Annotated in this window: 24 protein-coding genes and 3 pseudogenes; 18 read left to right on the top strand and 9 right to left on the bottom strand. The window is 66.7% G+C overall.

What is annotated here, in order from left to right; genetic code table 11:
• The 3 genes and pseudogenes from HMPREF3115_RS32655 to HMPREF3115_RS20825 all read left to right on the top strand — a co-directional run.
• A pseudogene (locus HMPREF3115_RS32655) lies at nt 1-120 on the top strand (HlyD family secretion protein); the annotation flags it as partial.
• 13 nt (nt 121-133) lie between these two features.
• On the top strand, nt 134-1708 hold the full coding sequence (locus HMPREF3115_RS20830; RefSeq protein WP_070555848.1) for a DHA2 family efflux MFS transporter permease subunit: 1575 nt from the start codon (nt 134-136) through the stop codon (nt 1706-1708).
• Nucleotides 1709-1718: 10 nt separating this feature from the next.
• Nucleotides 1719-3149 carry an efflux transporter outer membrane subunit gene (locus HMPREF3115_RS20825; protein ID WP_070555879.1) on the top strand — a complete coding sequence of 477 codons (1431 nt, stop codon included), beginning with the start codon at nt 1719-1721 and terminating at the stop codon, nt 3147-3149.
• A gap of 103 nt (nt 3150-3252) precedes the next feature.
• Here HMPREF3115_RS20825 and HMPREF3115_RS20820 read toward each other — a convergent pair whose 3' ends face one another.
• Together HMPREF3115_RS20820 and HMPREF3115_RS20815 are read right to left on the bottom strand one after the other, a co-directional pair.
• Nucleotides 3253-3876, bottom strand: coding sequence for a LysE family transporter (locus HMPREF3115_RS20820; protein ID WP_006411382.1), 624 nt, complete (start codon nt 3874-3876; stop codon nt 3253-3255).
• Between the two features lie 112 nt (nt 3877-3988).
• A complete protein-coding gene (locus tag HMPREF3115_RS20815; protein ID WP_006404241.1) occupies nt 3989-4450 on the bottom strand; it encodes an NlpC/P60 family protein in 462 nt (153 codons plus the stop codon).
• Nucleotides 4451-4674: 224 nt separating this feature from the next.
• On the opposite strand from HMPREF3115_RS20815, the gene HMPREF3115_RS20810 reads away from it, so the two are divergent.
• Together HMPREF3115_RS20810 and HMPREF3115_RS20805 are read left to right on the top strand one after the other, a co-directional pair.
• Nucleotides 4675-5970, top strand: coding sequence for an MFS transporter (locus HMPREF3115_RS20810; protein ID WP_006404243.1), 1296 nt, complete (start codon nt 4675-4677; stop codon nt 5968-5970).
• A 55-nt stretch (nt 5971-6025) separates the two neighbouring features.
• Nucleotides 6026-6808, top strand: a complete 783-nt coding sequence (locus HMPREF3115_RS20805; RefSeq protein ID WP_012217515.1) for a substrate-binding domain-containing protein — start codon at nt 6026-6028, stop codon at nt 6806-6808.
• A gap of 72 nt (nt 6809-6880) precedes the next feature.
• Here the strand turns inward: HMPREF3115_RS20805 and HMPREF3115_RS20800 are convergent, their stop codons facing one another.
• On the bottom strand, nt 6881-7804 hold the full coding sequence (locus HMPREF3115_RS20800; protein ID WP_006404245.1) for a LysR family transcriptional regulator: 924 nt from the start codon (nt 7802-7804) through the stop codon (nt 6881-6883).
• A gap of 291 nt (nt 7805-8095) precedes the next feature.
• Between HMPREF3115_RS20800 and HMPREF3115_RS20795 the strand changes: the two genes are divergently transcribed.
• Together HMPREF3115_RS20795 and HMPREF3115_RS20790 are read left to right on the top strand one after the other, a co-directional pair.
• Nucleotides 8096-8590 (top strand): antitoxin Xre/MbcA/ParS toxin-binding domain-containing protein, encoded by a 495-nt coding sequence (locus tag HMPREF3115_RS20795; RefSeq protein ID WP_227747556.1) that lies wholly within the window; start codon nt 8096-8098, stop codon nt 8588-8590.
• Nucleotides 8587-9060: an RES family NAD+ phosphorylase gene (locus tag HMPREF3115_RS20790; RefSeq protein WP_070555846.1), complete on the top strand. Its 474-nt coding sequence runs from the start codon at nt 8587-8589 to the stop codon at nt 9058-9060. The genes HMPREF3115_RS20795 and HMPREF3115_RS20790 overlap by 4 nt, the downstream gene beginning before the upstream one ends.
• Nucleotides 9061-9242: 182 nt before the next feature.
• On the opposite strand, the gene HMPREF3115_RS20785 is transcribed toward HMPREF3115_RS20790, so the two are convergent.
• From HMPREF3115_RS20785 to HMPREF3115_RS20775, 3 genes are all read right to left on the bottom strand, one after another.
• A complete protein-coding gene (locus HMPREF3115_RS20785) occupies nt 9243-10589 on the bottom strand; it encodes a DUF3100 domain-containing protein (RefSeq protein WP_006397979.1) in 1347 nt (448 codons plus the stop codon).
• A 125-nt stretch (nt 10590-10714) separates the two neighbouring features.
• Complete coding sequence (locus HMPREF3115_RS20780; protein ID WP_070555844.1) at nt 10715-12226, bottom strand: aldehyde dehydrogenase family protein; 1512 nt, start codon at nt 12224-12226, stop codon at nt 10715-10717.
• Between the two features lie 29 nt (nt 12227-12255).
• Nucleotides 12256-13242: an NAD(P)-dependent oxidoreductase gene (locus HMPREF3115_RS20775; protein ID WP_227747557.1), complete on the bottom strand. Its 987-nt coding sequence runs from the start codon at nt 13240-13242 to the stop codon at nt 12256-12258.
• A gap of 44 nt (nt 13243-13286) precedes the next feature.
• Between HMPREF3115_RS20775 and HMPREF3115_RS20770 the strand changes: the two genes are divergently transcribed.
• The 10 genes and pseudogenes from HMPREF3115_RS20770 to HMPREF3115_RS32650 all read left to right on the top strand — a co-directional run.
• Nucleotides 13287-14201 carry a LysR family transcriptional regulator gene (locus HMPREF3115_RS20770; protein WP_006404254.1) on the top strand — a complete coding sequence of 305 codons (915 nt, stop codon included), beginning with the start codon at nt 13287-13289 and terminating at the stop codon, nt 14199-14201.
• A 159-nt stretch (nt 14202-14360) separates the two neighbouring features.
• Nucleotides 14361-15248 (top strand): LysR substrate-binding domain-containing protein, encoded by an 888-nt coding sequence (locus tag HMPREF3115_RS20765; protein ID WP_006404256.1) that lies wholly within the window; start codon nt 14361-14363, stop codon nt 15246-15248.
• 93 nt (nt 15249-15341) lie between these two features.
• A complete protein-coding gene (locus tag HMPREF3115_RS20760; protein WP_070555840.1) occupies nt 15342-16091 on the top strand; it encodes an SDR family NAD(P)-dependent oxidoreductase in 750 nt (249 codons plus the stop codon).
• A gap of 65 nt (nt 16092-16156) precedes the next feature.
• Nucleotides 16157-17485, top strand: a complete 1329-nt coding sequence (locus HMPREF3115_RS20755) for an MFS transporter (RefSeq protein ID WP_070555874.1) — start codon at nt 16157-16159, stop codon at nt 17483-17485.
• A gap of 36 nt (nt 17486-17521) precedes the next feature.
• Nucleotides 17522-18367, top strand: a complete 846-nt coding sequence (locus HMPREF3115_RS20750; protein WP_070555838.1) for a transketolase — start codon at nt 17522-17524, stop codon at nt 18365-18367.
• A complete protein-coding gene (locus HMPREF3115_RS20745) occupies nt 18364-19362 on the top strand; it encodes a transketolase family protein (protein ID WP_070555836.1) in 999 nt (332 codons plus the stop codon). Before HMPREF3115_RS20750 ends, HMPREF3115_RS20745 begins: the two co-directional genes overlap by 4 nt.
• Before the next feature lie 160 nt (nt 19363-19522).
• Nucleotides 19523-20434, top strand: coding sequence for a LysR substrate-binding domain-containing protein (locus HMPREF3115_RS20740; protein WP_070555834.1), 912 nt, complete (start codon nt 19523-19525; stop codon nt 20432-20434).
• 133 nt (nt 20435-20567) lie between these two features.
• On the top strand, nt 20568-21884 hold the full coding sequence (locus HMPREF3115_RS20735; protein WP_070555831.1) for an MFS transporter: 1317 nt from the start codon (nt 20568-20570) through the stop codon (nt 21882-21884).
• Nucleotides 21885-21896: 12 nt separating this feature from the next.
• The gene (locus HMPREF3115_RS20730) at nt 21897-23138 is read left to right on the top strand and encodes a metal-dependent hydrolase family protein (protein ID WP_070555828.1); all 1242 of its coding nucleotides are present in this window, start codon (nt 21897-21899) and stop codon (nt 23136-23138) included.
• A 170-nt stretch (nt 23139-23308) separates the two neighbouring features.
• Nucleotides 23309-23413, top strand: a pseudogene (locus HMPREF3115_RS32650) (LysR family transcriptional regulator); the annotation flags it as partial.
• A gap of 124 nt (nt 23414-23537) precedes the next feature.
• On the opposite strand, the gene HMPREF3115_RS20720 reads toward HMPREF3115_RS32650, so the two are convergent.
• A complete protein-coding gene (locus HMPREF3115_RS20720; protein WP_070555824.1) occupies nt 23538-25400 on the bottom strand; it encodes a methyl-accepting chemotaxis protein in 1863 nt (620 codons plus the stop codon).
• Between the two features lie 12 nt (nt 25401-25412).
• Here HMPREF3115_RS20720 and HMPREF3115_RS32005 point away from each other — a divergent pair, with 12 nt between their 5' ends.
• Nucleotides 25413-25571, top strand: a complete 159-nt coding sequence (locus HMPREF3115_RS32005; protein ID WP_006404266.1) for a hypothetical protein — start codon at nt 25413-25415, stop codon at nt 25569-25571.
• Nucleotides 25572-25837: 266 nt separating this feature from the next.
• Here the strand turns inward: HMPREF3115_RS32005 and HMPREF3115_RS31685 are convergent, their stop codons facing one another.
• Nucleotides 25838-25978, bottom strand: a complete 141-nt coding sequence (locus tag HMPREF3115_RS31685) for an HHHH-motif protein (protein WP_012467807.1) — start codon at nt 25976-25978, stop codon at nt 25838-25840.
• Between the two features lie 133 nt (nt 25979-26111).
• Nucleotides 26112-26326, bottom strand: a pseudogene (locus HMPREF3115_RS32645) (histidine/lysine/arginine/ornithine ABC transporter ATP-binding protein); the annotation flags it as partial.

Genomic DNA, 26326 nt, shown 5'->3' with positions numbered 1-26326 from the left:
ACGAAGATCGTGCAGCGCGTGCCGGTGCGCGTCCATCTCGATCCGCAGCCCGGGCTCGAGCAGGTGCTGCGTCCGGGGCTGTCCGCGGTCGTGACCGTGCACACCGACCACGCGCACTGAACGGGAGACGACGATGACCACCGCGTTTTCCGGCGACCCCGCGTCGCAACCGACGAAGCAGCGCGTGTTCGCATTCGCGCTGATGTGCGTCGGCTTCTTCATGGCGACGCTCGACATCCAGATCGTCGCGTCGTCGCTGCGCGACATCGGCGGCGGACTGTCGGCCAGCCAGGACGAACTGTCGTGGGTGCAGACGGCCTATCTGATCGCCGAAATCATCGTGATCCCGATGTCGGGCTGGCTGTCGAAGGTGATGTCGACACGCTGGCTGTTCGTCGCGTCTGCCGTCGGCTTCACGATCACGAGCATGCTGTGCGGGCTCGCGTGGGACATCAATTCGATGATCCTGTTTCGCGGGCTGCAGGGCGCGCTCGGCGCCGCAATGATTCCGACCGTGTTCACGACCGCGTTCGTGCTGTTTCCCGGCAGGCAGCGGCTGATCGCGTCGACGACGATCGGCGCGCTCGCGTCGCTCGCACCGGCGATCGGTCCCGTGATCGGCGGCTGGATCACCGATCGATGGTCGTGGCACTGGCTGTTCTATCTGAACCTCGTGCCGGGGATCCTGGTCGCGGTGCTGGTGCCGCGCTACGTGCGCATCGACGAGCCCGATCCCGGTCTCGTCAAGCGCGGCGACTATCTCGGGATCGTGCTGATGTCGGGCTTTCTCGGCTGCCTCGAATACGTGCTCGAGGAAGGGCCGCGCAAGAACTGGTTCGGCGATCACGTCATCGTTGCATGCACATGGATCGCCGGCATCTGCGGCTTCCTGTTCGTCGTGCACGCGCTGACCGCCGAGGATCCGGTCGTCGACCTGCGTGCGCTTGCCGTGCGCAACTTCGGCATCGGCAGCCTGCTCTCGTTCGTCACGGGCATCGGCATCTTCGTGACCGTATTCCTGACGCCGCTGTTTCTCGCCCAGGTGCGCGCATTCAGCTCGCTGCAGATCGGCATCGCGCTGCTGTCGGTCGGCGCGTTCCAGCTGCTCGCGCTCTGCGCATACGCGTTCGCGGCCCGCTACTTCAGCCTGCGCTCGCTGCTCGTGTTCGGGCTCGTGTGTTTCGGCATCGGCTGCTATCTGTACACGCCGATCACGCACGACTGGGGCTGGCAGGAACTGCTGCTGCCGCAGGCGCTGCGCGGCATCGGTCAGCAGTTCAGCGTGCCGCCGATCGTGACGATGGCGCTCGGCTCGCTGCCGCCGTCGCGGCTGAAATCCGCCAGCGGGCTGTTCAACCTGATGCGCAATCTCGGCGGTGCGATCGGCATCGCGGTCAGCGCGACGATGCTCAACGACCGGCTGAACTTCCATTACCTGCGGCTCAACGAGCACGTGAGCGCGGGCGTGCCGCAGGTCGCGTCGCTGCTCGACGGGCGCACCGCGTACTGGGCGTCGGTCGCCGGCAACACGGTCGATGCCGCGCAGGCCGCGCTCGCCAACCTGCATCGGCTGATCTACCGCGAAGCGCTGACGCTCACGTATGCCGATGCGTACTACGCACTGTCGCTCTGTTTCGTCGTCGCGCTGGTCGCGGTCGTCTTCTCTCAACCCATCTCGCTGAACGCGCCGCCGCCGGATGCGCACTGAGGTCGTCATCATGAAACAGCTCATTGTCGCGCTCGCCGTCAGCGCGTTCGCCGCCGGTTGTGCGGTACAGCCGGCGCAGCACGCGACGCTGCCCGACGCGGTCGGCGCGCTCGCGCCTGCTACGTGGGACACCGCCGTTCCAGCCGCCACGAGCGACGCGGCGACGTGGTGGGCGCAGTTCCGCGACCCGACGCTCGACCGGCTGATCGCGACCGTGCTCGACGCCAACCTCGATCTGCAGGCCGCCGCCGAACGCGTGAAGCAGGCGCAGGCGCTGACCGCAAGCAAGCGCGCGGCCCTGCTGCCCGAACTCGACGCCACGGCGCATGCATCCGACGCGCGCCAGAACGTTCCGCCGCCGCTCGGCTACGTGCGGCAGGCCGGCGCCGGACTCGCACTGAGCTGGTCGCCCGACGTGTTCGGCGGCGAACGGCTCGACCTGCTCGCCGCGCGCGCGGAACTCGTCGGGCAGACGCACGCGGAAGATGCGATGCGACTCGCGCTGGCGGCCGACGCGGCATCCGCGTACGTCGATCTGCGCTGGGCGCAGCAGGAACTGAAGCTGCTGCAGGACAACGCGGCGATCCGGCAGCGTGCGCTCGAACTGACACGCAAGCGGCAGGCGTTCGGGCTGTCGACGGAGCTCGACGTCACGCGCGCGAAGAATCAGCTCGACGCGCTCGAAGCGCGGATCGCGCCGACGCGTGCGCAGATCGCGCATCAGCTGAACCTGATCGCCGTGTATTCGGGCCGCACGCCGGAATCGATCGATCGGCTCGTGCTCGCCGCGTCCGCGCCGATTCCCGCGCCGCCGGCCGGCGCACCGGTCACGCTGCCGTCGCAGGCGCTGCTGCGCCGCCCCGACGTGCTGACCGCCTACGCGCAGGTCGAACGGCGGGCGGCGCAAGTCGGCGTCGCGAAAGCCGAGCGGTATCCGAAGTTCTCGCTGAATCTGGCGGACGGCGTGCTCGCCGCGTCGTATCTCGGGCTGCCGACGCTCACCGACAACCTGTTCAGCGCCGCGCTGAGCGCGACGAGCCCGATCTTCGATGCCGGCCGCATCGCAGCCGACATCGCACAAAGCGAAAGCCGCTTGCGCGAATCCGAACTCGCGCTGCGGCAGACGATGCTGCAGGCCTTGCGCGAAGTCGAGGATGCGCGCGCGAGCCTCGTCGCGACCGACGCGGCGTCGCAGCAGCTCGGCGGCGCGCTCGCCGCGTCCGACCGTGCGCTCGCGCTCGCGACGCGACTGTACAAGGGCGGCGCGACGGATTTTCTCGACGTGTTGACCGCGCAGGAGGCGTATCTGCGCGACTCCGATTCGCTGAATCAGGCCGCACGCGAGCATGCGCTCGCGGCGATCGCGCTGTATCGATCGCTCGGCGGCGGATGGAGCAGGAACGATGCGGGGCAGGCGGCCGAGGCTGTCGCGAGCCAATGAGCGCGAACGCGATGCGCTGCGTGGGAGAACGTCGCCGAAGCGGCGAGAAGGCAATCATGGCGGTCATGGCCGCATGCGGCGGCCATGACTGACGGCGATACGCTTAGCGATCGAGCGCGAGCTTCGCGCCGAGGCCGAGCAGAATCGTGCCCATCACCGCATCGATCGGCTTGCGCAGTTTCGCGTAGCCGGTCTGCACGCGGTTCGTCGAGAACAGCAGCGCGACCGTGCAGAACCACGACAGCGACACGGCGACGACGACCGCCAGCGTCGCACCATGCACCCACGCGGGCGCATGCGCGGGCAGCAGCGTGACGAACAGACTGCCGAAGAACGCGGCGGCTTTCGGATTCGTCAGGCCGACCAGCAACCCTTTGCGGTATGCATGCGCGCCGCCGCGCACGGCAGGCGCGCGCATGGCGTCGGCCGGCTGCGCCGACTGGCGCAGCCCCGACAACGACTTGATGCCGAGGTAGATCAGATACGCGGCGCCGGCGATCCGGATCGCCTCGTACAGCCACGCGAGCTTCGCGACGATCAGGCCGAGCCCGAAGATCGCCATCGCCGCCCATACCGCGTGCGACGACGCGATGCCGAGCGCGGCCAGCAAGCCGGCGCGGCGGTTGCCGAGCGCATGGGAAGACACGGCGATGAGGTCGGGGCCGGGGCTCACGCAGGCCAGCAGCATCACGCCGCCGACCGCGGCAAGTTGGGGAACGTAGCTCATGACGGTTCGGATCGGTACGGGTGGAAATGTCCACGGGAAACGGACGAATCGACCGACTGTAGCACGACGTGCCGCGCCGTGCCGACGCCGCGCTCGCCCGCGTGCGGCGCGTTCACTCGACGTGCGGCCAGCGATAGGCGATCACCGACGCGACCGGATACGCGAGCTCGCGCACCGCGCCAAGCTGGTTGCCGCCGAACAGATGCACGTGCGCATCGTCGTGACGCAGATAGAAGCCGACATGGCCCTTCCAGCTCGTCGGGTCCTCACGCGTCAGCACCGCGATGCAGCCGTACACCGGCTGCGCGAGCGGCCGCCCCCACTCGAGCCACGAGCGCGCGAGCGCCGAGCCGGTGCCGCGCATGCCGGCGCGCGCCATGCACCAGTTGACGAACGACGAGCACCACGAAATCTTGTCGTCGTAGCCGACGAGGTTCGTGTGCCCGTTGTATTCGACGATGCGCGGATTCACGCGGCCAGGCGGAAACCGGCGCACGCCGCGCTCGGCGAGTGCGACGGCCATCCACGGCACGAGCGTGCCGTGCGGATGGTCGGTGGCGTTCGGTCGGATCACGTCGTCCTCGTCGAAGTGGCTGAGCGATAGCGCTCCATCTTCGCATAGGTGCATGAACGCCGCGCGCCGCCACAGCATTCGCCGAGGCGGGCGCCCATCGATTGATAACCGGCGAACATCAATCGTTCAGAAAATTGCACTTATCGTTTCTGCGGCATCGCGCGAACATTCGCGAAAACAACAATCGACCGCCCTCCCTCCCCGCATTTTCCGGAGACATCCCGATGCATCCCTCGTCCAGTCTCTCGACCGGGCGCTCGAAGGCCGCTGCGGTCTTCCGCGTCACGGCCGGGAATTTTCTCGAGCAGTTCGATTTCTTTCTGTTCGGCTTCTACGCCACGCAGATCGCCAACGTATTCTTTCCCGCCGCCAGCGAGTTCGCGTCGCTGATGATGACGTTCGCGGTGTTCGGCGCCGGCTTCCTGATGCGGCCGCTCGGCGCGATCGTGCTCGGCGCGTATATCGACGACGTCGGCCGTCGCAAGGGCCTGATCGTCACGCTGTCGATCATGGCGAGCGGCACGATCCTGATCGCGTTCGTGCCCGGCTACGCGACGATCGGCCTGCTCGCGCCCGCGCTCGTGCTGCTCGGGCGGCTGCTGCAGGGCTTCTCGGCCGGCGCGGAGCTCGGCGGCGTGTCCGTCTATCTGGCCGAAATGGCCACGCCGGGCCGCAAGGGCTTCTTCACGAGCTGGCAGTCCGCGAGCCAACAGGTCGCGATCGTCGTCGCCGCGGCGCTCGGCTTCGCGCTGAATCGCTGGCTGAGCGCGGCCGACATCGCCGCGTGGGGCTGGCGCGTGCCGTTCTTCGTCGGCTGCATGATCGTGCCGTTCATCTTCATGCTGCGTCGCAAGCTCGAGGAAACGCAGGAATTCAGCGCGCGCCGCCATCGTCCCACGATGAAGGAAGTATTCGGCACGCTGGCTCAGAACTGGGCCGTCGTCGTGGCCGGCATGATGCTGGTCGCGATGACCACCGCGAGCTTCTACCTGATCACCGTGTATGCGCCGACGTTCGGCAAGACCGTCCTGCATCTGAGCACCGCGGACAGCCTGCTCGTGACGCTGTGCGTGGGCGTCTCGAACTTCGTGTGGCTGCCGATCGGCGGTGCGCTGTCGGACCGCATCGGCCGCCGCCCGCTGCTCGTCGCGATGACGGTGCTCGCGATCGCGACCGCCTATCCGGCGCTGTCGCTGCTCGCCCATGCGCCGACGTTCACGAACATGCTGCTCGTGCTGCTGTGGCTGTCGTTCATGTACGGCCTCTACAACGGCGCGATGATCGTCGCGCTCACCGAAGTGATGCCCGTGCAGGTGCGCGTGGCCGGCTTCTCGCTCGCGTACAGCCTCGCCACGGCCGTGTTCGGCGGCTTCACGCCGGCGATCTCGACCGCGCTGATCCACATGACGGGCGACAAGGCCGCGCCCGGCTACTGGATGAGCTTCGCCGCCGTGTGTGCGCTGCTCGCGACGTTCGCACTGTATCGCCGCCAGGCCGCGACGCTGACGCCCGCGCATTGACGGTCCGCTCGCCCCCCCATGCTCACCTGACCTTCCCGTTCGCACGACCATGACGATGAAAAATCTGCTGCTGAAACTTTGCGCGACCGCGCTCGTCGCGACCTCGGTCGCCACCGCCCCCGTGCAGGCCGCCGAGCTGCACGTGATGAGCTCGGGCGGCTTCACCGCCGCGTACAAGGCGCTCGGCCCGCGCTTCGCCGCCGACACCGGCAACACGCTCGACACGACGCTCGGCCCGTCGATGGGCAAGTCGCCCGAAGCGATTCCGAACCGGCTCGCGCGCGGCGAGCCCGCCGACGTCGTGATCATGGTCGGCTACGCGCTCGACGAGCTGATCCGGCAAGGCAAGGTCGTGCCCGGCTCGCGCGTCGAGCTGGCCGATTCGCGAATCGGCATGGTCGTGCGCGAAGGCGCCGCGAAGCCCGATATCGGCACAGCCGACGGGCTTCGGCAAGCGCTGCTGCACGCGAAGTCGATCGCGTACTCGGACAGCGCGAGCGGCGTCTACATCGAGCGCGAGTTGTTCAGGAAGCTCGGTATCGAAGCGCAGGTAAAGCCGAAGGCGACGATGATTCCGCGCATTCCGGTCGCGTCCGTCGTCGCGAACGGCGACTATGAAATCGGCTTCCAGCAGGTGAGCGAACTGCTCCCGGTGCCGGGCGTCACGTTCGTCGGCCGGATTCCGGAGTCGCTGCAGTCGGTCACGCGCTTCGCCGGCGGCATCCCGGTCGGCGCACGGCATCCGCAGGAAGCGAAGGCGCTCCTCGACTATCTCGCATCGCCCGGCGTGCAGCCGGACGTGAAGGCGACCGGGCTCGACCCCGTGTCGGCCCGCTGACGCAAACCGACCGCCGCGTGCGCGCGTGCGGTCGCGCGCCGGCCGGCAAGCCGCGTGGCAGGCCGCCGCGTATCACGATGCGGCCGCGCCCGACGCGCGGCTCGCGCGCTTCGCGTCGACGACCATCTCGTGAAATGCCTGCGCGGCCGGCGTCAGCTGCCGTCCGCGCCGCTTTACGATGCCGACCCGCCGCTTCACGACGGGGTCGACGAGCGGCACGCTCGTGAGGATCGGATGGTCGCGTCCGGGCATCGCCATCGACGGCACCGCGGCGACGCCGAGCCCCGCCTCGATCAGACCGAGCAGCGTCGTCACGTGCCGCGTCTCGCACACGCTCGGCACCGGCGGTGCGACGCCCGACAGCGCCTGGTCGAGCAGCAGCCGGTTGCCGGACGTCTTGTCCACCGAGACGTACTCGTGCGCGTACAACTCGTCCCACGTCACGCGCTTCTTGCGCGCGAGCGGATGATCGCGGCGGCACGCGGCGACGAAGCGCTCCTGCAGCAGCACCTTGAAGTCGATCTCGGGCTCCTGGCTGCCGAGGAAGCTCACGCCGAAATCGGCCTCGCCGCTGATCACCGCACCGAGCACCTCGTTCGCGCCCGAATCGAGCAGCTTCACGCGGATGCGCGGGAAGCGGCGGTGATACTCGGCAATCACGTTCGGCAGGAAGTAATACGCGACCGACGGCACGCACGCGATCGTCACGTGACCGAGGCGGCTCGACGACACGTCGCGAATGCCGAGCAGCGCCGCATCGAGATCGTCGAGCAGTTGCTCGGCGCTCGGCGCGAACACGCGGCCGACCGTCGTCAGCGTGACGCTGCGCGTCGTGCGCTCGAACAGCCGCACGCCGAGCGCATCCTCGAGCTTGTCGATGCGGCGGCTCAACGCGGGCTGCGAAATGCTGAGCGCGTCGGCAGCCTTGCGGAAGCTGCCCAGCTCCACCACCGCGCGAAACGCCTGCAAGTCGGTCAAGTCGAAATTGATCCCCACGGGACAGCCTCCGCATTTCAATGCCCGGTATTGTGCATGAAGCGGAGGACGCAAGTGGGCGCGCGGCGGTTTGACGGTGGGCGTCGATCGGTAGGCACGAAGCGTTCGCCGTTGCCGTGCTGTGCGACCTGCCCGATCGACGTTGTCGACGTCGGCAAGCTCTGTGAACGAGATGCAGAAAAGCGATGACCATTGGGTTGCGCCGGCACAAATCCCATTTGATACATGATTGACTCCCATTTGATATATATCTATAATGGGATTGTTACTTCACTCATTTGGGAGTTTGCCATGCGTACCCCCGCACCAACCAGCCGGCAGCCCGCTAAGCGCGCAAGCGCCGGGAAAGCCTCCGTTGGGTCGAATGGCCTCGGCGCACACGAGCACGACTTCGATACGTTCCGCAGGATGACGCCGCTGGAGCAGCGGCGTACGATCGCCGACGGATTCAAGGCAGTGATCGTCGAACGTGTCGCTCGCGAGCTTCTCCGAATCCCGGTGCAATCGCTGCTGTCCGCGCTAAGCTTGCCGAGCTCGACAATCCTTCGAAAGATCGCGAACGAGGATCGCCTGTCGCAAAGCGAGTCCGATCGTATTGCGCGCGTTCTCTACGTCCTCGATCTTGCGGTCGAGCTTTTCGAGGACAAGGACCGTGCAGCGGAATGGATTACGCGCGGCAATGCCGAGCTTGATGGTCTTAGGCCGATAGAAGTTCTCGATGTACAGCCCGGCTACGACCGTGTGCGCGACATTCTCAACCGTGCATTGTTCGGGGTCACCGCGTGAAGCTGTATCGCCTCGCAAAAGAACGAAAGGGCCACTACATGGCGGACGATCTCAGCGGCAATGGTGCTGCGATCGCAGGGGGCCGCTGGAATCCGCGCGGAATGCGAGTGCTGTACACGTGCTGTCACGCTTCCACGTCCCTGCTCGAAGCGCTCGTCCATATGTCAGGGATACTGCCGGCCGGCGGCCTTTTCTTGGTGACACTCGAAGTGCCTGATGCGGTATACGAAGGGGCGTTCGAACCAGAACTACCGCCCGATTGGGCGACGCTAACGGAAGACCCTGCGTCGACGGCGCGGATCGGCCGGGAATGGTTGGAAATGGGTGAGCAGCTCGCGATGCGGGTTCCATCCGTCGTCTGTCCGACGGACTTCAATTTGCTGCTGAACCCGCTGCACCCCGATTTCGCCGCGACGGTGAAGGTGATCAGCAAAGAGCCGTTCAAATTGGATCCGCGGCTCTTCGGGTAGACTTCAACGCCGCCCGACGGGCGCAGTGGTTTGATGCCGGCCTCCTGACTCCGAAATCCCGCGACGTTATCGGTAGGGCAGCGGCAAACGGCGGACAGCCGGCATAATGCCGGCTGCTACGGAAAGGAAAGCCGCCATATGGGCGCGCACGCCACCGCGCGCCGCTGCATGCCGCCCCTCGCTCAGATATGAAAGATCTGCGCGACCAGCGCGGCACCGAGGAACGTGCCGGCATTCGCGACGAACGACACGAGCACGATCCGCCAGCCGAGGCGGCGAAACGCGGGAATGTCCTTCGCGATCGAGAGGCCCGCGAACGTCAGCATCGGCGTGACGACGCCGAGGAAATCGTTCTTCGCGCTCATCGCGGCGATGGCCGGCGCCCACGGACACAGCGGCGAGGTCATGAACATCGCGACGACCGACACCCAGCACACGGCGGGAATCTTGCGGCGCGTGACCGTCGACAGCGCATCGCCGATCACCGTTGCGAGCACCATGAACGCCATGCCGGGCAACCCGAAGAGCGGCGACGTGCCGTGCGTGATCCAGTCGCACACGAGCGAGAACACGGCCGTCAGCAGCCAGGCCGCGACCTTCCCCGAGTAGCTGAGCGCCGGCGCCTCGGTCTGCACGTCGCCGAGCGACGGACGCGCAGCCTCGACGGATGCCGACGCGGACGACGCCTTCGTCGTGCGCCCGATCAGCGGTTCGAGCACGCGATAGCCGAACACCGCGAGCGGCAGCGAGATGAACAGCGTGAAATACGTGCCGATGGTCGTCGTGATCAGATTGCTCGCGGCGGCAAACGTCAATACGTTCTTCGCGACTTCCGGCGACTGCTGCGCGGCGGCGATCGCGCCGGACGCGGCCGCCATCATGCTGCCCGAGCCGACGCCCGCCCCCATCGCGAGCGCGAGCGGATGAAAAATGTTCAGGCTCGCGACAAAGCCCGCGAAGATCGCGATGAACACCGCGCCGAACACGGTACCCGTCAGATACTCGGCGAGCACGCCGCGCCCTTCGGCCGAATTCATCCCGTACTTCTCGCCGATGATCGCGAGACTCGGCTCGCGTCCGACCGAGAACGTCGCGCCGATTGCTTCGCGCTTGATCCCGAGCAAAAGCGCGAGCGGCAGGCCGAGCAGGATCGTGCCGACGAAGTGCCCGAGCTCCTGGAACGCGAGCGCCCAGCCGGCCGCGGCGAGCTTCGGCAGCGCGCTGCCGACCATCAGCCCGAGCTTCGCGACGAACAGCAGCAGCGCCGGCTGCAGCACCGCCGCCGCGAGAAACTGCGTCTTCACGTCGAGCCGCATGCTGCTGCGCCAGCGCTCGGACAGCAGCCCCAACGCGCCGCCCATCAGCAGCGCCCAGATCATCGGCAGCAGCACGACCTTGCCGGGCCCGACATTGAACGTGAACGCGCCGATCGATTGCGCGATCAGCAATATCGCCGCCGCATAGACCAGCAGCTTCGCGCCTCTGAAACCGTCGCTTCCCGCGCCGTCCGCCGTCATCGTATGTTCCATGCTGATCTCCGCTCGAAGGCTCGTCGGCCTCGTATCAGGTTGTGTCGACTGGTCTCGTACCGTGCTGCCGCGACGCGTGCGCCGAACGACTCGGCGCCCGTGCCGCGTCGCGCCGCCTTACAAACTTACAAATAGCCGAATACGCTCGCGGGATGCTTCGCCGTTTCGACCCACACGCTTTTCGTCTGCGTATATTCGTACAACGCCTCGACGCCGCTCGAGCGGCCGTAACCGCTCATCCCGTAGCCGCCGAACGGCGACGCGACATTGATCGTCTTGTAGCCGTTCACCCAGAACGTGCCGGCGTCGATCTGCGCGGCCACGCGATGCGCGCGCGCGACGTCGTTTGTCCATACCGCGCCGGCCAGCCCGAAGTCGGTATCGTTCGCGATCTCGATCGCTTCTTCCTCGGTGTCGAACGGAATCGCGACGACGACGGGCCCGAAGATCTCCGTGCGCGCGACGTCCATCCGATTGTGCACGTTCGCGAGCACGGTCGGCGCGACGAAGTAGCCGCGCGCGCTCCGCTCGGTCGAGCCGGCCGCGAGCGTCGCGCCGGACTCGACACCGCTCGCGATCATCTTCATCACATGCTCGTACTGCGCGCGATGGCAGATCGGGCCGACCTCGGTGGCGTCGTCGGTCGGCGCGCCGACGCGGATCTTCTTCGCGCCCGTCGCGACCATCGCGACGAAGCGGTCGTAGATCGAGCGCTGCACGAGCAGACGCGAGCCGGCGACGCAGCTCTGTCCCGCGCCCGCGAAGATCGCGGCCTGCGCCGTGAGCGCTGCGCGATTCAGGTCCGCATCGTCGAAGACGATATTCGCGGACTTGCCGCCCAGCTCGAGTACGCACGGCAGGACGCGCTTCGCGGCCGCCTCGGCAATCCGCGCGCCGGTCGCGGGCGAGCCGACGAACACGACTTTCTTCACGGCCTTGTGCGCGATCGCCGCCTGCGCGATGGTGTGCCCGTAGCCGGCGAGCACGTTGATCAGCCCGTTCGGCACACCCGCACGCTCGGCAAGCCGCGCGATCGCCAGCGAACTGAACGGCGTGAGCTCGGACGGCTTCAGCAGCACCGCGTTGCCCATCGCGATCGCCGGCGCGAGCTGCCAACCGCACGTAAACACCGGCGCGTTCCACGGCGTGATCTGCAGTACGGTGCCGGCCGGCTCGCGGCGCGTGTAGTTCAGATGCGACGTCGGCACCGGAATCACGTCGCCGTAGAACTTGTCGGCCCAGCCGCCGTAGTACTCGAACATCTCGGCGACTTTCGCGACTTCGCCGCGGCAATCGCGGATCGGTTTGCCCGAACCGAGCGATTCGAGGCGCGCGAGCGCTTCCGCGTGACTGCGCACTTCGCGCGCGACGTCGAACATCGTGCGGCCGCGCGCCGCATGCGTGAGCGCCCACCACTGCCGTTGCGCGGCCTGCGCGGCCGCCGCCGCAAGCGCGACGATCTCCGCGCCGCCGTCGCGATAGGCGAGGCTCGGCTCGCCGGTCGCCGCGTCGAACAGCTCGATCGTATCGCCGCGCCCTTCGACGAGTTCGCCGTTCACGTATGAGCCGACGCTCTGCGCGCCGGGAAAGAACTGTCGAAATGCGTCGAGCAGCGCCTGTTCGATGGGGGATGCCATATCGTTTCCTCGTGGTGATGGATCGGCGCTCAGCGCGCGTCGACGAATTCGACGATGCGGTTGAAGTCTTCCGCGTCGCCGATCGATTCCGCGCTCGCGGCCCACAGGCGGCCCGCTTCGCTTGCAATCGGCGCACTTACGTGTGCGCGCTGCAGCAGTTCGAGCGCGAGGCGCATGTCCTTGCGCATCAGTTTCATCGTGAAGCCCGAATCGAAACGCTCGTTCAGGATCCACGTCGGGTAATTCGTCAGCGTCGCGCTGTTGCGCCCGGAGCCGCCGCTCAGCGCTTCGATCAGCCGTGCCTTGTCGACGCCCGCTGCCTCCGCGGCTCTGACCACTTCGCTCGTGACGAGCAGATGCACGCCCGTCAGCAGGTTGTTCAGCAGCTTCGTCACATGGCCCGCGCCCGCGGGGCCGACGTGCACCTGCTTCGCGCTGATCGCCGACAGCACCGGCTGCACGGCCGCGATGTGCTCATCGGCGCCGCCGAGCACCATCGTCATCGTCGCGGTTGCCGCACCCTTCGGGCCGCCGCTGACGGGCCCGTCGACAAAGGCGATGCCATGCGCATCCAGCGCGGCCGCCACCTTGCGCGTGCTGTTCGGATCGGCGGTCGTCGTGTCGATCACGATCAGCCCGCGCTTCGCATGCGACGCGACGCCGCCGTCGCCGAGCACGACCGCTTCGACGATCGCCGAGGTCGGCAGCGACAGGATCAGCACGTCGACCGCCGACGCAATCTCCGCAATCGACGCGCAGGGCCGCACGCCTTCGTCAGCCAGTTGCCGCACGCTCTCTGCGTTCGCGTCGAACCCCAGCACGTCGAAGCCGGCCCGCTTCAGCGACAACGCGATGCCGCGCCCCATGTTTCCCAGTCCGATCACGCCTACCGTCTTCATTGCCGCTCCCGATCGTTGCATTCGAAGGTTCGCGCGGAAGCCGTGTCGCGCTTGCGTTTCGCGCCGGTTCCGCTGCCGTCGTCGACGATCTTCGGCCCGTTTGACCCGTTCAACCAATAAGTGCCAATATTGAGATTGTTCTATTTATTCGAACGCTCGCCATGTCGACCAGCAGCCTGACCGAAAGCCGGATCGCGTACTTCTTCGAGGCGGTGCGCTGCGGCACGATCCGCGCGGCGGCCGACTGGCTCGATGTCGCGCCGTCCGCGGTGAGCCGCCAGATCGCGCTGCTCGAAGCGGAACTCGACGCCCCGCTGATCGAACGCCACGCGCGCGGCGTCACACCGACCGAAGCGGGCCGGTTCGTGATCCAGTACTACCGCGAGCAGCGCGCGCATCGCGACGATCTGCTGTCGCGGCTGCAGGATCTGCGCGGGCTGCGCACCGGGCACGTGCGCGTCGTGCTCGGCGAAGGCTTCGTGTCGGACCTGCTGTCCGGGCCGATGCAGCAGTTCTGCACGCAGTACCCGAAGATTCGCGTCAATCTCGATCTCGGCAGTACCAACGACGTGATGACGAAAATCGCGGAGGACGACGGCGAAATCGGCCTCGTCTACAACCCGCCGCGAGAGCCGCGCATCGTCTCGCGCGCCGCGCACCGGCAGCCGATGATGGCGATCGTCGGCGCCCGGATGGCGCGCACGATCCGGCGCAAGAGCCTGACCGTGCAGGAGCTCGCGTCGTATCCGCTCGCCGCGACGCATCCGTCGTACGGCACGCGGCAAATGCTGCAGGCCGTCGAATTCGCGGAAAAGATCAGCCTCGAACCGGCGATCACGACGAACTCGATCAACATCATGAAGCAGTTCGCGCGCTCGGAACTCGGGATCGTCGTCCTGCCCGCGTTCGCCGTCGCCAGCGAGCTGAAAGCCGGCGAACTGAAGGCGATTCCGATCGAACACCCGATTCTGCAGAACGCCGAAGCGCATCTCGTCACGCGCGTCGGCCGCACGCTGTCGGTCGCCTCGAACCGCATGCTGCAGATGATGTCGTCGCAGATGAGCGCGTTTCGCTAGCGCGCAGGCGTCGATGCCGCGCTCGCGCGCGGTGGGCGAAAAAACGCATAATGCGTTGCGATCCGCAGCGACTGTTGTGCAACGCATTGCACCGGATGCACGCGACATCGCCGCGCGCCCGACGCGATTCCGATCAACCGCCACCGAAAAGACGTCACGATGCGTATCCCTCCGCTGAAATCCATCATCGCGTTCGAGAGCGTCGCGCGCACCAAAAGCGTGAACCGCGCGGCGGAGGAACTCGGGCTGACCGCGTCGGCCGTCAGCCATCAGTTGAGCAATCTCGAAGCGCTGATCGGCCGGCCGCTGTTTCAGCGCTCGGGCCGCGGCCTCGTGCTGACGCCGACCGGCGAACGCTATCTGGCCGACGTGACGGGCTCGCTCGCCGACCTGAGCCGCGCGACCGAACGCGCGTCGAGCCGCACCGACGTCGACATCCTGCGCGTGCATTCGAGCCCGAGCTTCGGGCTCATGTGGCTGCTGCCGCGGCTGTCGTCGTTTCAGGAGGCCAACGGCGATCTGCAGCTCAATCTCGCCTGCTCCTATGAAAACGTGTCGTTCTCGAACGGCTACTACGACATCGATATCCGGCACGGCTACGGCAACTGGGACAACCTCGAAGTGAAGACCGTGCGCGGCGAATACATCGCGCCGCTCGCGTCGCCCGCCTATCTGGAGCGGCATCCGGTCCGCACGCCCGAGGATCTGCTCGCGCATCGTCTGATCTATTCGGAGACGCCGCTCGTGCAGTGGAAGCAATGGTTCGGCCGAACCGGCGTGTCGGCCAAGCAGAAGACCTTCGACTTCTCGTTCGACCGCTCGTACATGTCGATCGAGACAGCCGCGCTCGGCCTCGGCATCGCGCTCGAAAGCCTCACGCTGGCGTCGGTGAAGATCCGCGACGGGCTGCTCGTGCCCGTTTTCGACCACAGCTATGCCGTCGAGGTCGGCGCGCATCATCTGGTTTACCCGAGCCAGAATGCGGCGCTGCCGCGCATCCAGCGCTTCCTCGCATGGATCGAACGGGAGGCGGCCGCCTCCACCTGAATTTTTCTCAGCAATGGTTGAGCGTTTCCGCGTTGATGGTGCCGCGTCGTCCCCCGACACTACAGGCACTCATCGATACCCAGGAGACAAACGATGTTGCTCGAGAACCGGATCATCATCGTGACGGGCGCGGCCTCGCCGCGCGGCATCGGCAAGGCCACCGCGCAGGCGCTCGCCGCCCAGGGCGCGCGCATCGCGATCCTCGATTTGCGCGAGGAAGACGCGCGCGCGGCCGCCGCCGATCTCGGCAGCGGCCATCTCGGGCTCGCCTGCGACGTGACCGACAAGGCCGCATGCGTCGCCGCGGCCCGCGCGACGCTCGAACGCTACGGCCGCATCGACGGCCTCGTCAACAACGCCGGCATCACGCAGCCGGTGCGCACGCTCGACATCGGCGCGAAGGACTTCGACGCGATCGTCGACGTGAACCTGCGCGGCACGCTCTACATGTCGCAGGCCGTGATTCCCGCGATGAAGGAACAGCAAGGCGGCAGCATCGTCTGCATGTCGTCGGTGTCCGCGCAGCGCGGCGGCGGCATCTTCGGCGGCCCGCACTACAGCGCCGCGAAGGCCGGCGTACTCGGCCTCGCGAAGGCGATGGCACGCGAATTCGGCCCTGACCGCATCCGCGTCAACGCGATCGCGCCCGGCCTGATCCAGACCGACATCACCGGCGACAAGCTGACGCCCGACATGCGCGCCGACATCGTCAAGGGCATCCCGCTCGGGCGGCTCGGCGACGCCGCCGACGTCGCGAATGCATGCCTGTTCCTCGTCAGCGACCTCTCGACCTATCTGACCGGCATCACGCTCGACGTAAACGGCGGCATGCTGATTCACTGAGCGCGTCCGACGACCGTTCCCAAAACGCCCGGACACGACCGGGCGACATGGCAGGAGACACGACGATGAAATCCCGATACAGTGCGCCGCCGCTCGCCGGCGACGCGATTCCGCTCACCGATCCGCCGACCTTCGAGGCGCGCACGTATGCGAAAGTCAGCCGCCGGCTGATTCCGTTCCTGATGCTCTGCTATCTCGGCGCGTACCTCGATCGCGTCAACGTCGGCTTCGCGAAGCTGCAGATGCTCAACGATCTGCGCTTCAGCGAAACCGTGTACGGGATGGGCGCCGGCATCTTCTTTCTCGGCTACTTCCTGTTCGAGGTGCCGAGCAATCTGATCCTGCACCGCGTCGGCGCGCGGCGGTGGCTCGCGCGGATCATGCTCACGTGGGCCGTCATTTCGGCGAGCTTCGTGTTCGTGAAGTCGCCCGCCGCGTTCTACGTGCTGCGGTTTCTGCTCGGCGTGGCCGAAGCCGGCTTCGCGCCCGGCGTGATCCTTTACCTGACCTACTGGTATCCGTCCGCGCGTCGCGCCAAGGCGCTGTCGCTGTTCTTCATGGCGATTCCGCTCGCGGGCATCGTCGGCGGGCCGCTATCCGGCGCGATCATGCACACGCTGCACGGCGCGATGTCGATGGCCGGCTGGAAATGGCTGTTCCTGCTCGAAGCCTTGCCGTCGCTCGTGCTCGGCGTCGCGATCCTCCGCTATCTCGACGACGGCATCGCGCAGGCCAAGTGGCTCTCCGATCCGGAGAAGGCGCTGCTCGCGCGCAACGTCGCCGGCGACGAGGCGCACAAGACGGCGCATCTGTCGATCCGCGCATTCGTCGGCGATCGCCGGCTGTGGCTGATGGCCGCGATCTACTTCTGCGTCGTGCTCGGTCAGTACGGGCTCACGTTCTGGCTGCCGACGATCATCCGCAAGGCGGGCGTGTCGGACCCACTCTGGGTCGGCGTGTTCACCGCGATTCCGTATCTGTGCGCCCTCGTCGCGCTGCCGCTGATCGGCATGAGCGCCGACCGACGCCGCGAACGTCGGCTGCATCTCGCGGTGCCGATGCTCGTCGCCGCCGCGGGCTTTGCCGCGCTGCCCGCACTCGGCAGCGTCACCGCTTCGATCGTCTGCCTGAGCATCGCGGCAGCCGGGATTCTGGCGTCGTCGTCGCAGTTCTGGTCGCTGCCGACCGCGCTGCTCGGCGGCGTATCGGCCGCCGCGGGCATCGCCGCCGTGAACTGCTTCGCGAATCTCGCGGGCTTCTTCTCGCCCGCGATCGTCGGCTGGCTCAACGATCTGACCGGCAAGTCGACCGCCGGGCTGATCTTCATCTCGGCCGCGGTCACGCTGGGCGCCGCGCTCGTATTCGCCGTGCCGGCCCGGTCCGTGAACCGCTGATGCGCCGGCACTCTTTCGACCTCACAGGAGCAACAGATGGATAGCGAAGTCATTACCGAAGACGTCGCGCTCGCCGAGCGCGCGTACCGGATCAGGAGAAACGCGCTGCGGATGGGCGAAGTGCAGGGTCAGGGCTATATCGGCCAGGCGCTCGACATCGCCGACGTGCTCGCCGTCGCATACTTCGGCGCGATGCGCTACCGCCCGCAGGACCCGGACTGGGAAGCGCGCGACCGCTTTCTGCTGTCGAACGGGCATTACGCGATCGCGCTCTACGCGGCGCTGTTCGAAGCGGGCGTGCTGCCCGCCGACGAGCTCGAGACGTACGGCAGCGACGACAGCCGCCTGCCGATGTCCGGGATGGCGAGCTACACGCCCGGGATGGAGATGTCGGGCGGCTCGCTCGGGCAGGGACTGACGATCGCCGTCGGCCGCTGTCTCGGCCTCAAACGCAAGGGATCGGACGCCTTCGTGTACACGCTGTTCTCCGACGGCGAGCTCGACGAGGGCGCGATCTGGGAAGGACTGATGTCGGCCGCGCACTGGCGGCTCGACAACCTGATCGCAATCGTCGACGTGAACAATCAGCAGGCCGACGGCCCGTCGACGCAGATCATGGCGTTCGAGCCGCTCGTCGACAAGCTCGAAGCGTTCGGCTGGTACGTGCAGCGCGTGAACGGCAACGACATCGACGCGGTCAAGCATGCGTTCGACAACGCACGCCGCCACGATCGGCCGCAGCCGCGCATCGTCGTCTGCGATACGAAGATGGGGTGCGGCGTGCCGTTCCTCGAACAACGCGAGAAAAACCATTTCATCCGCGTCGACGCGCACGAGTGGCAGCTCGCGCTCGACGCACTCGAAGCCGGGAGACAAGCATGAGTACCGCCGCCCAGAAGCCGCGTCTGAAAACCTCCGCGATGATCGCGTCGATCGCGGCCGAAGGACAGCGGACGCGCGCCGCACCGTTCGGTCATGCGCTCGTCGAGCTCGCGCGCACGAAGCCGGACGTGATCGGCATGACGGCGGATCTCGGCAAGTACACGGACCTGCACGTATTCGCGAAGGCGTTTCCCGAGCGCTACTACCAGATGGGGATGGCCGAGCAGCTGCTGATGGGGGCCGCGGCCGGCTTCGCGCACGAGGGTGCGCAGCCGTTCGTGACGACCTATGCGGTGTTCGCGACGCGCCGCGCGTACGACTTCATCCATCAGACGATCGCCGAGGACAATCTCGACGTGAAGATCGTCGCCGCGCTGCCGGGACTGACGACGGGCTACGGCCCGAGCCACCAGGCGGCGGAAGATCTCGCGCTGATGCGCGCGATGCCGAACATGACCGTGATCGATCCGTGCGACGCGCTCGACATCGAGCAGATGGTGCCCGCGATCGCGGCGCACGATGGCCCGGTGTATGCGCGGCTGCTACGCGGCAACGTGCCGCTCGTGCTCGACGAATACGACTACACGTTCGAGCTCGGCAAGGCGAAACGGCTGCGCGACGGCAACGACGTACTGCTGATCTCGTCCGGCATCATGACGATGCGCGCGCTCGAAGTGGCGAACGCGCTGGAGGCCGATCGCATCGGCGTCGCGGTGCTGCATGTGCCGACGATCAAGCCGCTCGATACCGCGACGATCGTGCGCGAAGCGAAGCGCACGGGCCGCATGGTCGTCGTCGCGGAAAACCACACGGTAATCGGCGGGCTCGGCGAAGCGGTCGCGCGCACGCTGCTTGCCGAAGGCGTCGCGCCGACGTTCCGGCAGATCGCGCTGCCCGATGCGTTCCTCGACGCGGGCGCGCTGCCGACGCTGCACGATCGCTACGGCATTTCGACCGCCACGATGGTCGCGTCGATCAAGCGCTGGCTCGGCTGATCGCGCAGCGGGTCGCGGTTGCGGCGCCGGGCGGCCGTCCGCCTGCGCCGCAGCGCGCACCCGACGCGCGGCTTACTCGTGGGGGAACGGGGCGCGGCCGGTTTGCTCCGAGGATCGTCCCCGTATCATGTCGGCACTGTCACCGATTCCCCTGCCCGCCATGCGCATCACGCCCCTGCCGCCCCTGCAATGTCTCGTCGCGTTCGAAGCCGCCGTGCGGCACGCGAGCTTCACGCGCGCGGCCGCCGAACTGCACCTGACCCAAAGCGCGATCAGCCGTCAGATCCAGCAGCTCGAGGAATTCCTCGGCCGCTCGCTGTTCGTCCGCGAACACCGTTCGCTGCGGCTGACGATCGCCGGCGAGCAATACGCGGCGCAGGTGCATCACCTGCTCACGCAATGCGCGGAAGCGACGCACGACGTGATGAAGCCGTACGGCGACCTCGGGCTGACGATCGCCTGCTCGTCCGGTGTGGCGCTGCTGTGGCTCACGCCGCGGCTACCCGACTTTCGCGCCGCGTATCCGAACATCAAGCTGCGGCTGATCGTGCGCGACGGGCTCGCGTCGATGTCGCCGGCGGAGTTCGATGTGGGCGTCTACTACGTACGTCAGCAGGCGCCCGCCGAATACACCGCGCGCCGCCTGTTCGACGAGGAAGTGTTTCCCGTCTGCGCACCGCGCTATCTGGCCGGACGCACGCTCGACGCGGCCGATCTCGCGAACGAAACGCTGCTGCGCCTCGAGGACGGTCAGCGTCAGTGGATGTCGTGGTCCGAATGGTTCGATCAGAACGACATCGACCGGCCGAAGGCGCAGCCGCAAGACATCACGATCAACTCGTATCCGCAGATCGTGCAGATGACGATACTCGGTCAGGGCGTGTCGCTCGGCTGGCGCTACATGATCGACGCCTGCATCGAGGCCGGGCTGCTCGTGCGCGTCACCGACGCATCGGCGAGCCACGGCGGCGGCTATTACGTGATCTCGCCGAACGACCGCGCGCAGAACCAGGCCGCGCGCCTGTTCTCGCGCTGGCTGTTCGAACAGGCGGAGCGGCAAATCGCGGCCTGAGCCGGCATGAGCGCGATGCATGCGTCCAGCGCATGCGTGCATGCGAATCTTTCGTTTCAGAAAAAAATCGCGCTGTCCTTAGCATGAGGTTCACGCGGGGCGCCCGTCCCGTCTTCTGACTGAGGAAGAGACCATGCAAGGAACGCTTTCCCCGCGCGCCGCGCCGTCCGTCGACGCGGCCGTGCAGCAGCGCCGCCGCGCCATCATCGCGACCGTGATCGGCAACGGTCTCGAATGGTTCGACTTCACCGTCTACAGCTTCTTCGCGGTGATCATCGCGAAGCTGTTCTTTCCGACCGGCAATGAACTGACATCCGTGCTGCTGACCGTCGCGACATTCGGCGTCGGGTTCTTCATGCGGCCGGTCGGCGGCATCGTGCTGGGCATCTACGCTGACAAGGTCGGGCGCAAGGCCGCGCTGTCGCTCACCATCCTGCTGATGGCGGTCGGCACCGCGCTGATCGGGCTCGCGCCGACCTACGAACAGGCCGGCATCGCCGCGCCGATGCTGATCGTCGTCGCGCGCCTGCTGCAGGGGTTTTCCGCCGGCGGCGAAATGGGCGGCGCGACCGCATTCCTCACCGAATACGCGCCGCCGGAAAAGCGCGCGTATTACTCGAGCTGGATCCAGTCGAGTATCGGCTTCGCCGTCTTGCTCGGCGCGGCGACAGGCACGTTCGTGACCACGTCGCTCGATACGCAGGCGCTCCATAGCTGGGGCTGGCGGCTGCCGTTCCTCCTCGGGATCGTCGTCGGGCCGGTCGGGTATTTCATCCGCAGTCATCTCGACGAGACGCCTGCCTTCAGCGCCGTCGAGGCGCAGGCAAAGGAGAGTTCGCCGCTGAAGGCAGTGCTGTCGACCTATCCGCGCGAGACGCTCGCGAGTTTTGCGATGGTCATCCTGTGGACCGTCTGTACGTATGTGCTGCTGTTCTATATGCCGACCTATTCGGTGCGCACGCTGCATCTGCCGCAGTCGACGGGGTTTGCGGCCGGGATGGTCGGCGGCTCGATGATCATGTGCTGCTCGCCGCTCGTCGGCAGGCTCGCCGATCTGTGGGGGCGCCGCGTGTTTCTCTCCGGTGCGGCGCTCGCCATCCTCGCGCTCGCGTGGCCGATGTTCGCGTGGATCAATCATGCGCCGGGGTTCGTCTCGTTGATCGCGTTTCAGGCCGTGTTCGGTTTGCTGATCGCCGCTTATACGGGGCCGATTCTTGCTGCGTTCGCCGAGCTGTTTCCGACCAAGGTGCTGTCGACCGGCCTGTCCGTTGCGTACAACTTCGCGGTGACGATCTTCGGCGGCTTCGCGCCGTTTCTGATGACCTGGCTGATCGCCCGCACGGGCAGCAACATGGCGCCCGCCCTCTACGTGATCGCCGCGGCCGCGATCAGCTTCATCGGGACGCGCTTCGTGAAGGACACGAAGCGAACCGCTTTCGTCAACCGATAAGGATCTTTCTCCATGACCATTACCGTGCTTCAGGGCGGCAACGTGCTCGACCTCGAACGAGGCGTGTTGCTCGAACATCATCATGTCGTGATCGAAGGCGAACGAATCGTCGAAGTGACCGATCGGGCGGTCGACTTTCCGAATGCGCAGGTGATCGATGCGCGCGGCAGGACCGTCATGCCGGGATTCATCGATTGCCACGTGCACGTGCTGGCTTCGAATGCGAATCTCGGTGCGAATGCGACGCAGCCGAATATTCTCGCAGCGATTCGATCGTTGCCGATTCTCGACGCGATGTTGTCGCGCGGGTTTACCAGTGTGCGCGATGCCGGGGGCGCGGACTGGGGATTGATGCAGGCGGTCGACACCGGTCTGGTGTCGGGACCGAGGATTTTTCCGTCGGGGAAGGCGTTGTCGCAGACGGGCGGGCACGGGGATTTTCGGCCTCGCGGAGATTTGCTGGAGCCCTGTTCCTGCTGCTTTCGAACCGGGGCGATTGCACGCGTCGTGGACGGCGTCGAAGGTGTGCGGCTCGCCGTGCGCGAAGAGATCCAGAAAGGCGCGACACAGATCAAGATCATGGCTTCCGGCGGCGTTGCGTCGCCGACCGATCCGATCGCCAACACGCAATATTCCGAGGACGAGATTCGCGCCATCGTCGACGAAGCCGAGGCCGCGAATACTTACGTGATGGCGCATGCGTACACGGGACGCGCGATTGCCCGCGCCGTGCGATGCGGCGTGCGGACGATCGAGCACGGGAATCTCGTCGACGAGGCGGCCGCGCAGCTCATGCACGAGCACGGCGCGTTCGTGGTGCCGACGCTCGTGACTTATGACGCGCTTGCCAAACATGGCGCGGCGTTCGGGCTGCCGGCCGACTCCGTTGCGAAGGTGGCGTCCGTGCAGCAGAAAGGACGCGAGTCGCTCGAAATCTATGCGAAGGCCGGCGTGAAAATGGGGTTCGGCTCGGACCTGCTCGGCGAAATGCACGCGTTTCAGTCGGGCGAGTTTCGGATTCGGGCGGAAGTGCTCGGGAATCTTGAAGCGCTCAGGTCGGCAACGACCGTGGCAGCGGAGATCGTCAATATGGTGGGACAACTCGGCGTCGTGGCCGCCGGTGCCATGGCCGACCTCGTCGTACTCGACGGCAATCCGCTCGCCGATATCGGCGTCGTGGCGGGCGAAGGCGAGCATATCGCCTGCGTGCTTCAGCGCGGGAAGCTCGTGAAGGCGCGCGACGGCAGCCGTTAATGCGTCGTTCGCGGCAGCATTCGGTCGTTCGAGCCACCTGAACCGCACACGCACGCGACATCCCTCGCCGCGCTTACGGTCGCTTCCCGCGTCGTCGCGTCCCTTCAATACAACTCATGACGTGCCGCCATCTCATGCGCGGCCCACATGCATCGATCGAAGGGATTCAGATGACGCTCGCCCAGTTGCAGGCTCTCGCCGCCGTAGTCGAACTCGGCTCGCTGACGGCGGCCGCCGACCGGCTCAACCGCAGTCGATCCGCGATCGGCCATGCGCATCGCGCTGGAACCGCGCAGCCAGGAATACGCCCGCTTTCATACGCCATGATGTAAAACGGCCGCCGTGATGCCACGGCGGCCGCTCTCCGGAAGCGCGCGACGTCGGGCCGTCGCGCGCCGCTCATTCCTCCACCTTGAACGCCGAAACCAGCGTCGTCAGCTCCGCCGCCTGCTGCCGCAGGCTTTCGGCCGCCGCGGCGCTTTCCTCGACCAGCGCCGCGTTCTGCTGCGTCATCTGATCGAGCGACTGCACCGCGTCGCCGATCTGATCGATGCCCGCGCTCTGCTCGAGGCTCGCCTCCGCGATCTCGCTCATCATCGCGCTCACGCCCTGCACTTGCGCGACGACATCGCTCATCACGCGGCCCGCTTCGGTCACGAGCTTCGATCCGACGTCGACCGTGCCCGCGCTGTGCTCGATCAGCGCCTTGATTTCCTTCGCGGCCTGCGCGCTGCGCTGTGCAAGGTTGCGCACCTCCGACGCGACGACCGCGAAGCCGCGCCCCTGCTCGCCTGCGCGCGCCGCCTCGACGGCCGCGTTGAGCGCGAGAATGTTGGTCTGGAACGAGATGCTGTCGATCATCACGATGATCTCGGAGATCCGCTGCGACGCATCGCTGATCTGCTGCATCGTGCTGACCACTTCGCCGACGACCTGTCCGCCGCGCGCCGCCGTCTCCGACGCGCCGTTGATCATCTTCGCGGCGGTCGTCGCCGTCTCCGTGTTGTTGCGCACGACGGCCGTGATCTCTTCCATCGACGACGCCGTACGTTCGAGATTGCTCGACTGTCCTTCGGTCCGTTCGCTGAGATCGGCGTTGCCGGACGCGATCTGCGCGGAGCCCGTCGCGATCGACGCCGATGCCGCGCGAATTCTGTGCACGAGCGTCGACAGCGACGACACGAAGCGGTTGAACGCATCCGACAGCTGTCCGATCTCGTCGGCGCTCTCGACCGTCATCCGGCGCGTGAGGTCGCCCTGGCCGCTCGCGATTTCCGACAGCAGCGTCGCCGCACGACGAATCGGGGCCGCGATCGCGCGGCCGACGAACCAGATCACGACGAGCGCGACGCCGAGCCCGACGACGGCCGCGACGAGCGCCGCACTGTGGATCGCGCGCGTGACGGGCCCGAGCAGTTCCGCCTCCGGCACTTCGACGACCACGTACGCATTCAGCTCGGGCACGAACGACGTCGCGATGAACCGCTCGCCGCCGTCGCCGGCGTAGCTCAGGTACGCATACGGCTTGCCGGCGAGCAGTACCGACGCTGCGTCGTCGGGCAGGCCCGGCGTGTCCTTCATGAAATGCTTGCCGTCGATCAGCGACGTATCGCGATGCATCATGATCGCGCCGTCCGGCCGCACCAGATACGCGAAACCCGTTTCGCCGATCCGGTACGCGGCGATCCCTTTCGCGAGCGCGTCGACGGACAGGCTCATGCACGCGGCGCCGATCGGCGCGCCGTCGAGCTCGATGCGGCTGTTGATGAACATCATGTAGCCGCCGACCGTCACCTCGTGATCCATGTGCACTTCGAACGGCGCACCGGACTGCAGGAAGCGCGTGAGCCACTGATCCTGGTCGGTCACCTTGCGCTGCAGGCCGGCTTCGTTGTAGTAGTTGCCGCTCTTCACCGACACCCATTGCACCGATGCGGCCTTCTGCTCGTCCTTCACGTTGCGCGCGAGCTGAATCCAGTTGCGCGTGCCCGCGTCGGGCTCGCCGTCGGCTTCCCACTGCAGCAGGAACGCATCGCGCGCGAGGATGCGCGACGCCGCGATCGGCCCGGCCAGCTGCCGCTGCACGTCCGCGCGAATGCCGTTGACGGCCGTCGGCAGCTCCTGATGGACGACGCGATCGCGCACGGCATCGCCAATCAGACGGATGCTGAGCCCGCTCGAGATCGCGACGAAAACGAGCAGGCAGCTCGTCATGCTGAGAATCAGCTTGTTCTGAATGGACAGCTTGCGCCAGAAATGCATGAAAAACCCTCGATGAACCGCTCGTATGAGCCAGTTCGGGTTATCGGCATGCGGGCGCCGAACCTCATTGCTGAATTTCGATGTTCGTCATATCGGATCGCTTATGTCGTCGACACGCCGGTGCCGTCCACGATTGCTGACGATTCAAGTCTGATTCCCCTGCTGCGCTGATTGTTGTCGGCCGCACGTCGCGTGTTCAGACACGTCGATCGTCAGTCGTCCCCGTGGCCCCGTTTACGTCATCGGCGCGCGCGTTCTTTAGCGGAATTGCGCGCGATTCGGCGAGATCTCGACATCAAACGTTTGCCCGGCCGGCAGCGTGCAACGTGCGGCGCGACGTTGAAAGCCCGGTGTCGGTTGCGGCAGGGAGAGCGCGCGCCGTCACGCGACTGCGCGCTTCGTGCGCGACGGCCCGGTGTGCACGGGGCCGTGCGTCGTCAATGCACCCAGCGGCACATCCGATGATGGTGGTGGTGATCGAAATGACACACGCGGTGCGCGTGAGCTTCGGCAAGTGCCGGCGCGAGCACGGCACAGGCGACTGCGGCGGCGGTGAGGATCTTCGCGATGCGTTTCATGGTCGTCTCCCGATCGAGTCAGCCGGGCGATCCGGCTGCTATCCGGTTTAACGCGGCAAGTGGGCAGTCGGTGCACCGCCGCCGCCCGCGATCGACACTATGCGACGGCGGGCGACACAAGCTTTCGCCGCGCTTACTTGAGACGTCCCGACAGGAATTGCCCGAGCCGTTCGCTTTTCGGGTTGACGAGAATCTGCTGCGGATCGCCCTGTTCCTCGATCTTGCCCTGATGCAGGAAGATCACGTGATTCGACACGTTGCGCGCGAAGCCCATCTCGTGCGTAACGACGACCATCGTGCGGCCTTCTTCGGCGAGCGCCTGCATCACCTTCAGCACTTCGCCGACGA

The organism is Burkholderia sp. HMSC10F09 (genome assembly GCF_001806955.1).
GTDB classification, from domain to species: domain Bacteria; phylum Pseudomonadota; class Gammaproteobacteria; order Burkholderiales; family Burkholderiaceae; genus Burkholderia; species Burkholderia multivorans.
Note: the sequence above shows the minus strand (reverse complement) of the source record. Positions and strands in the feature narration are given on the sequence as shown.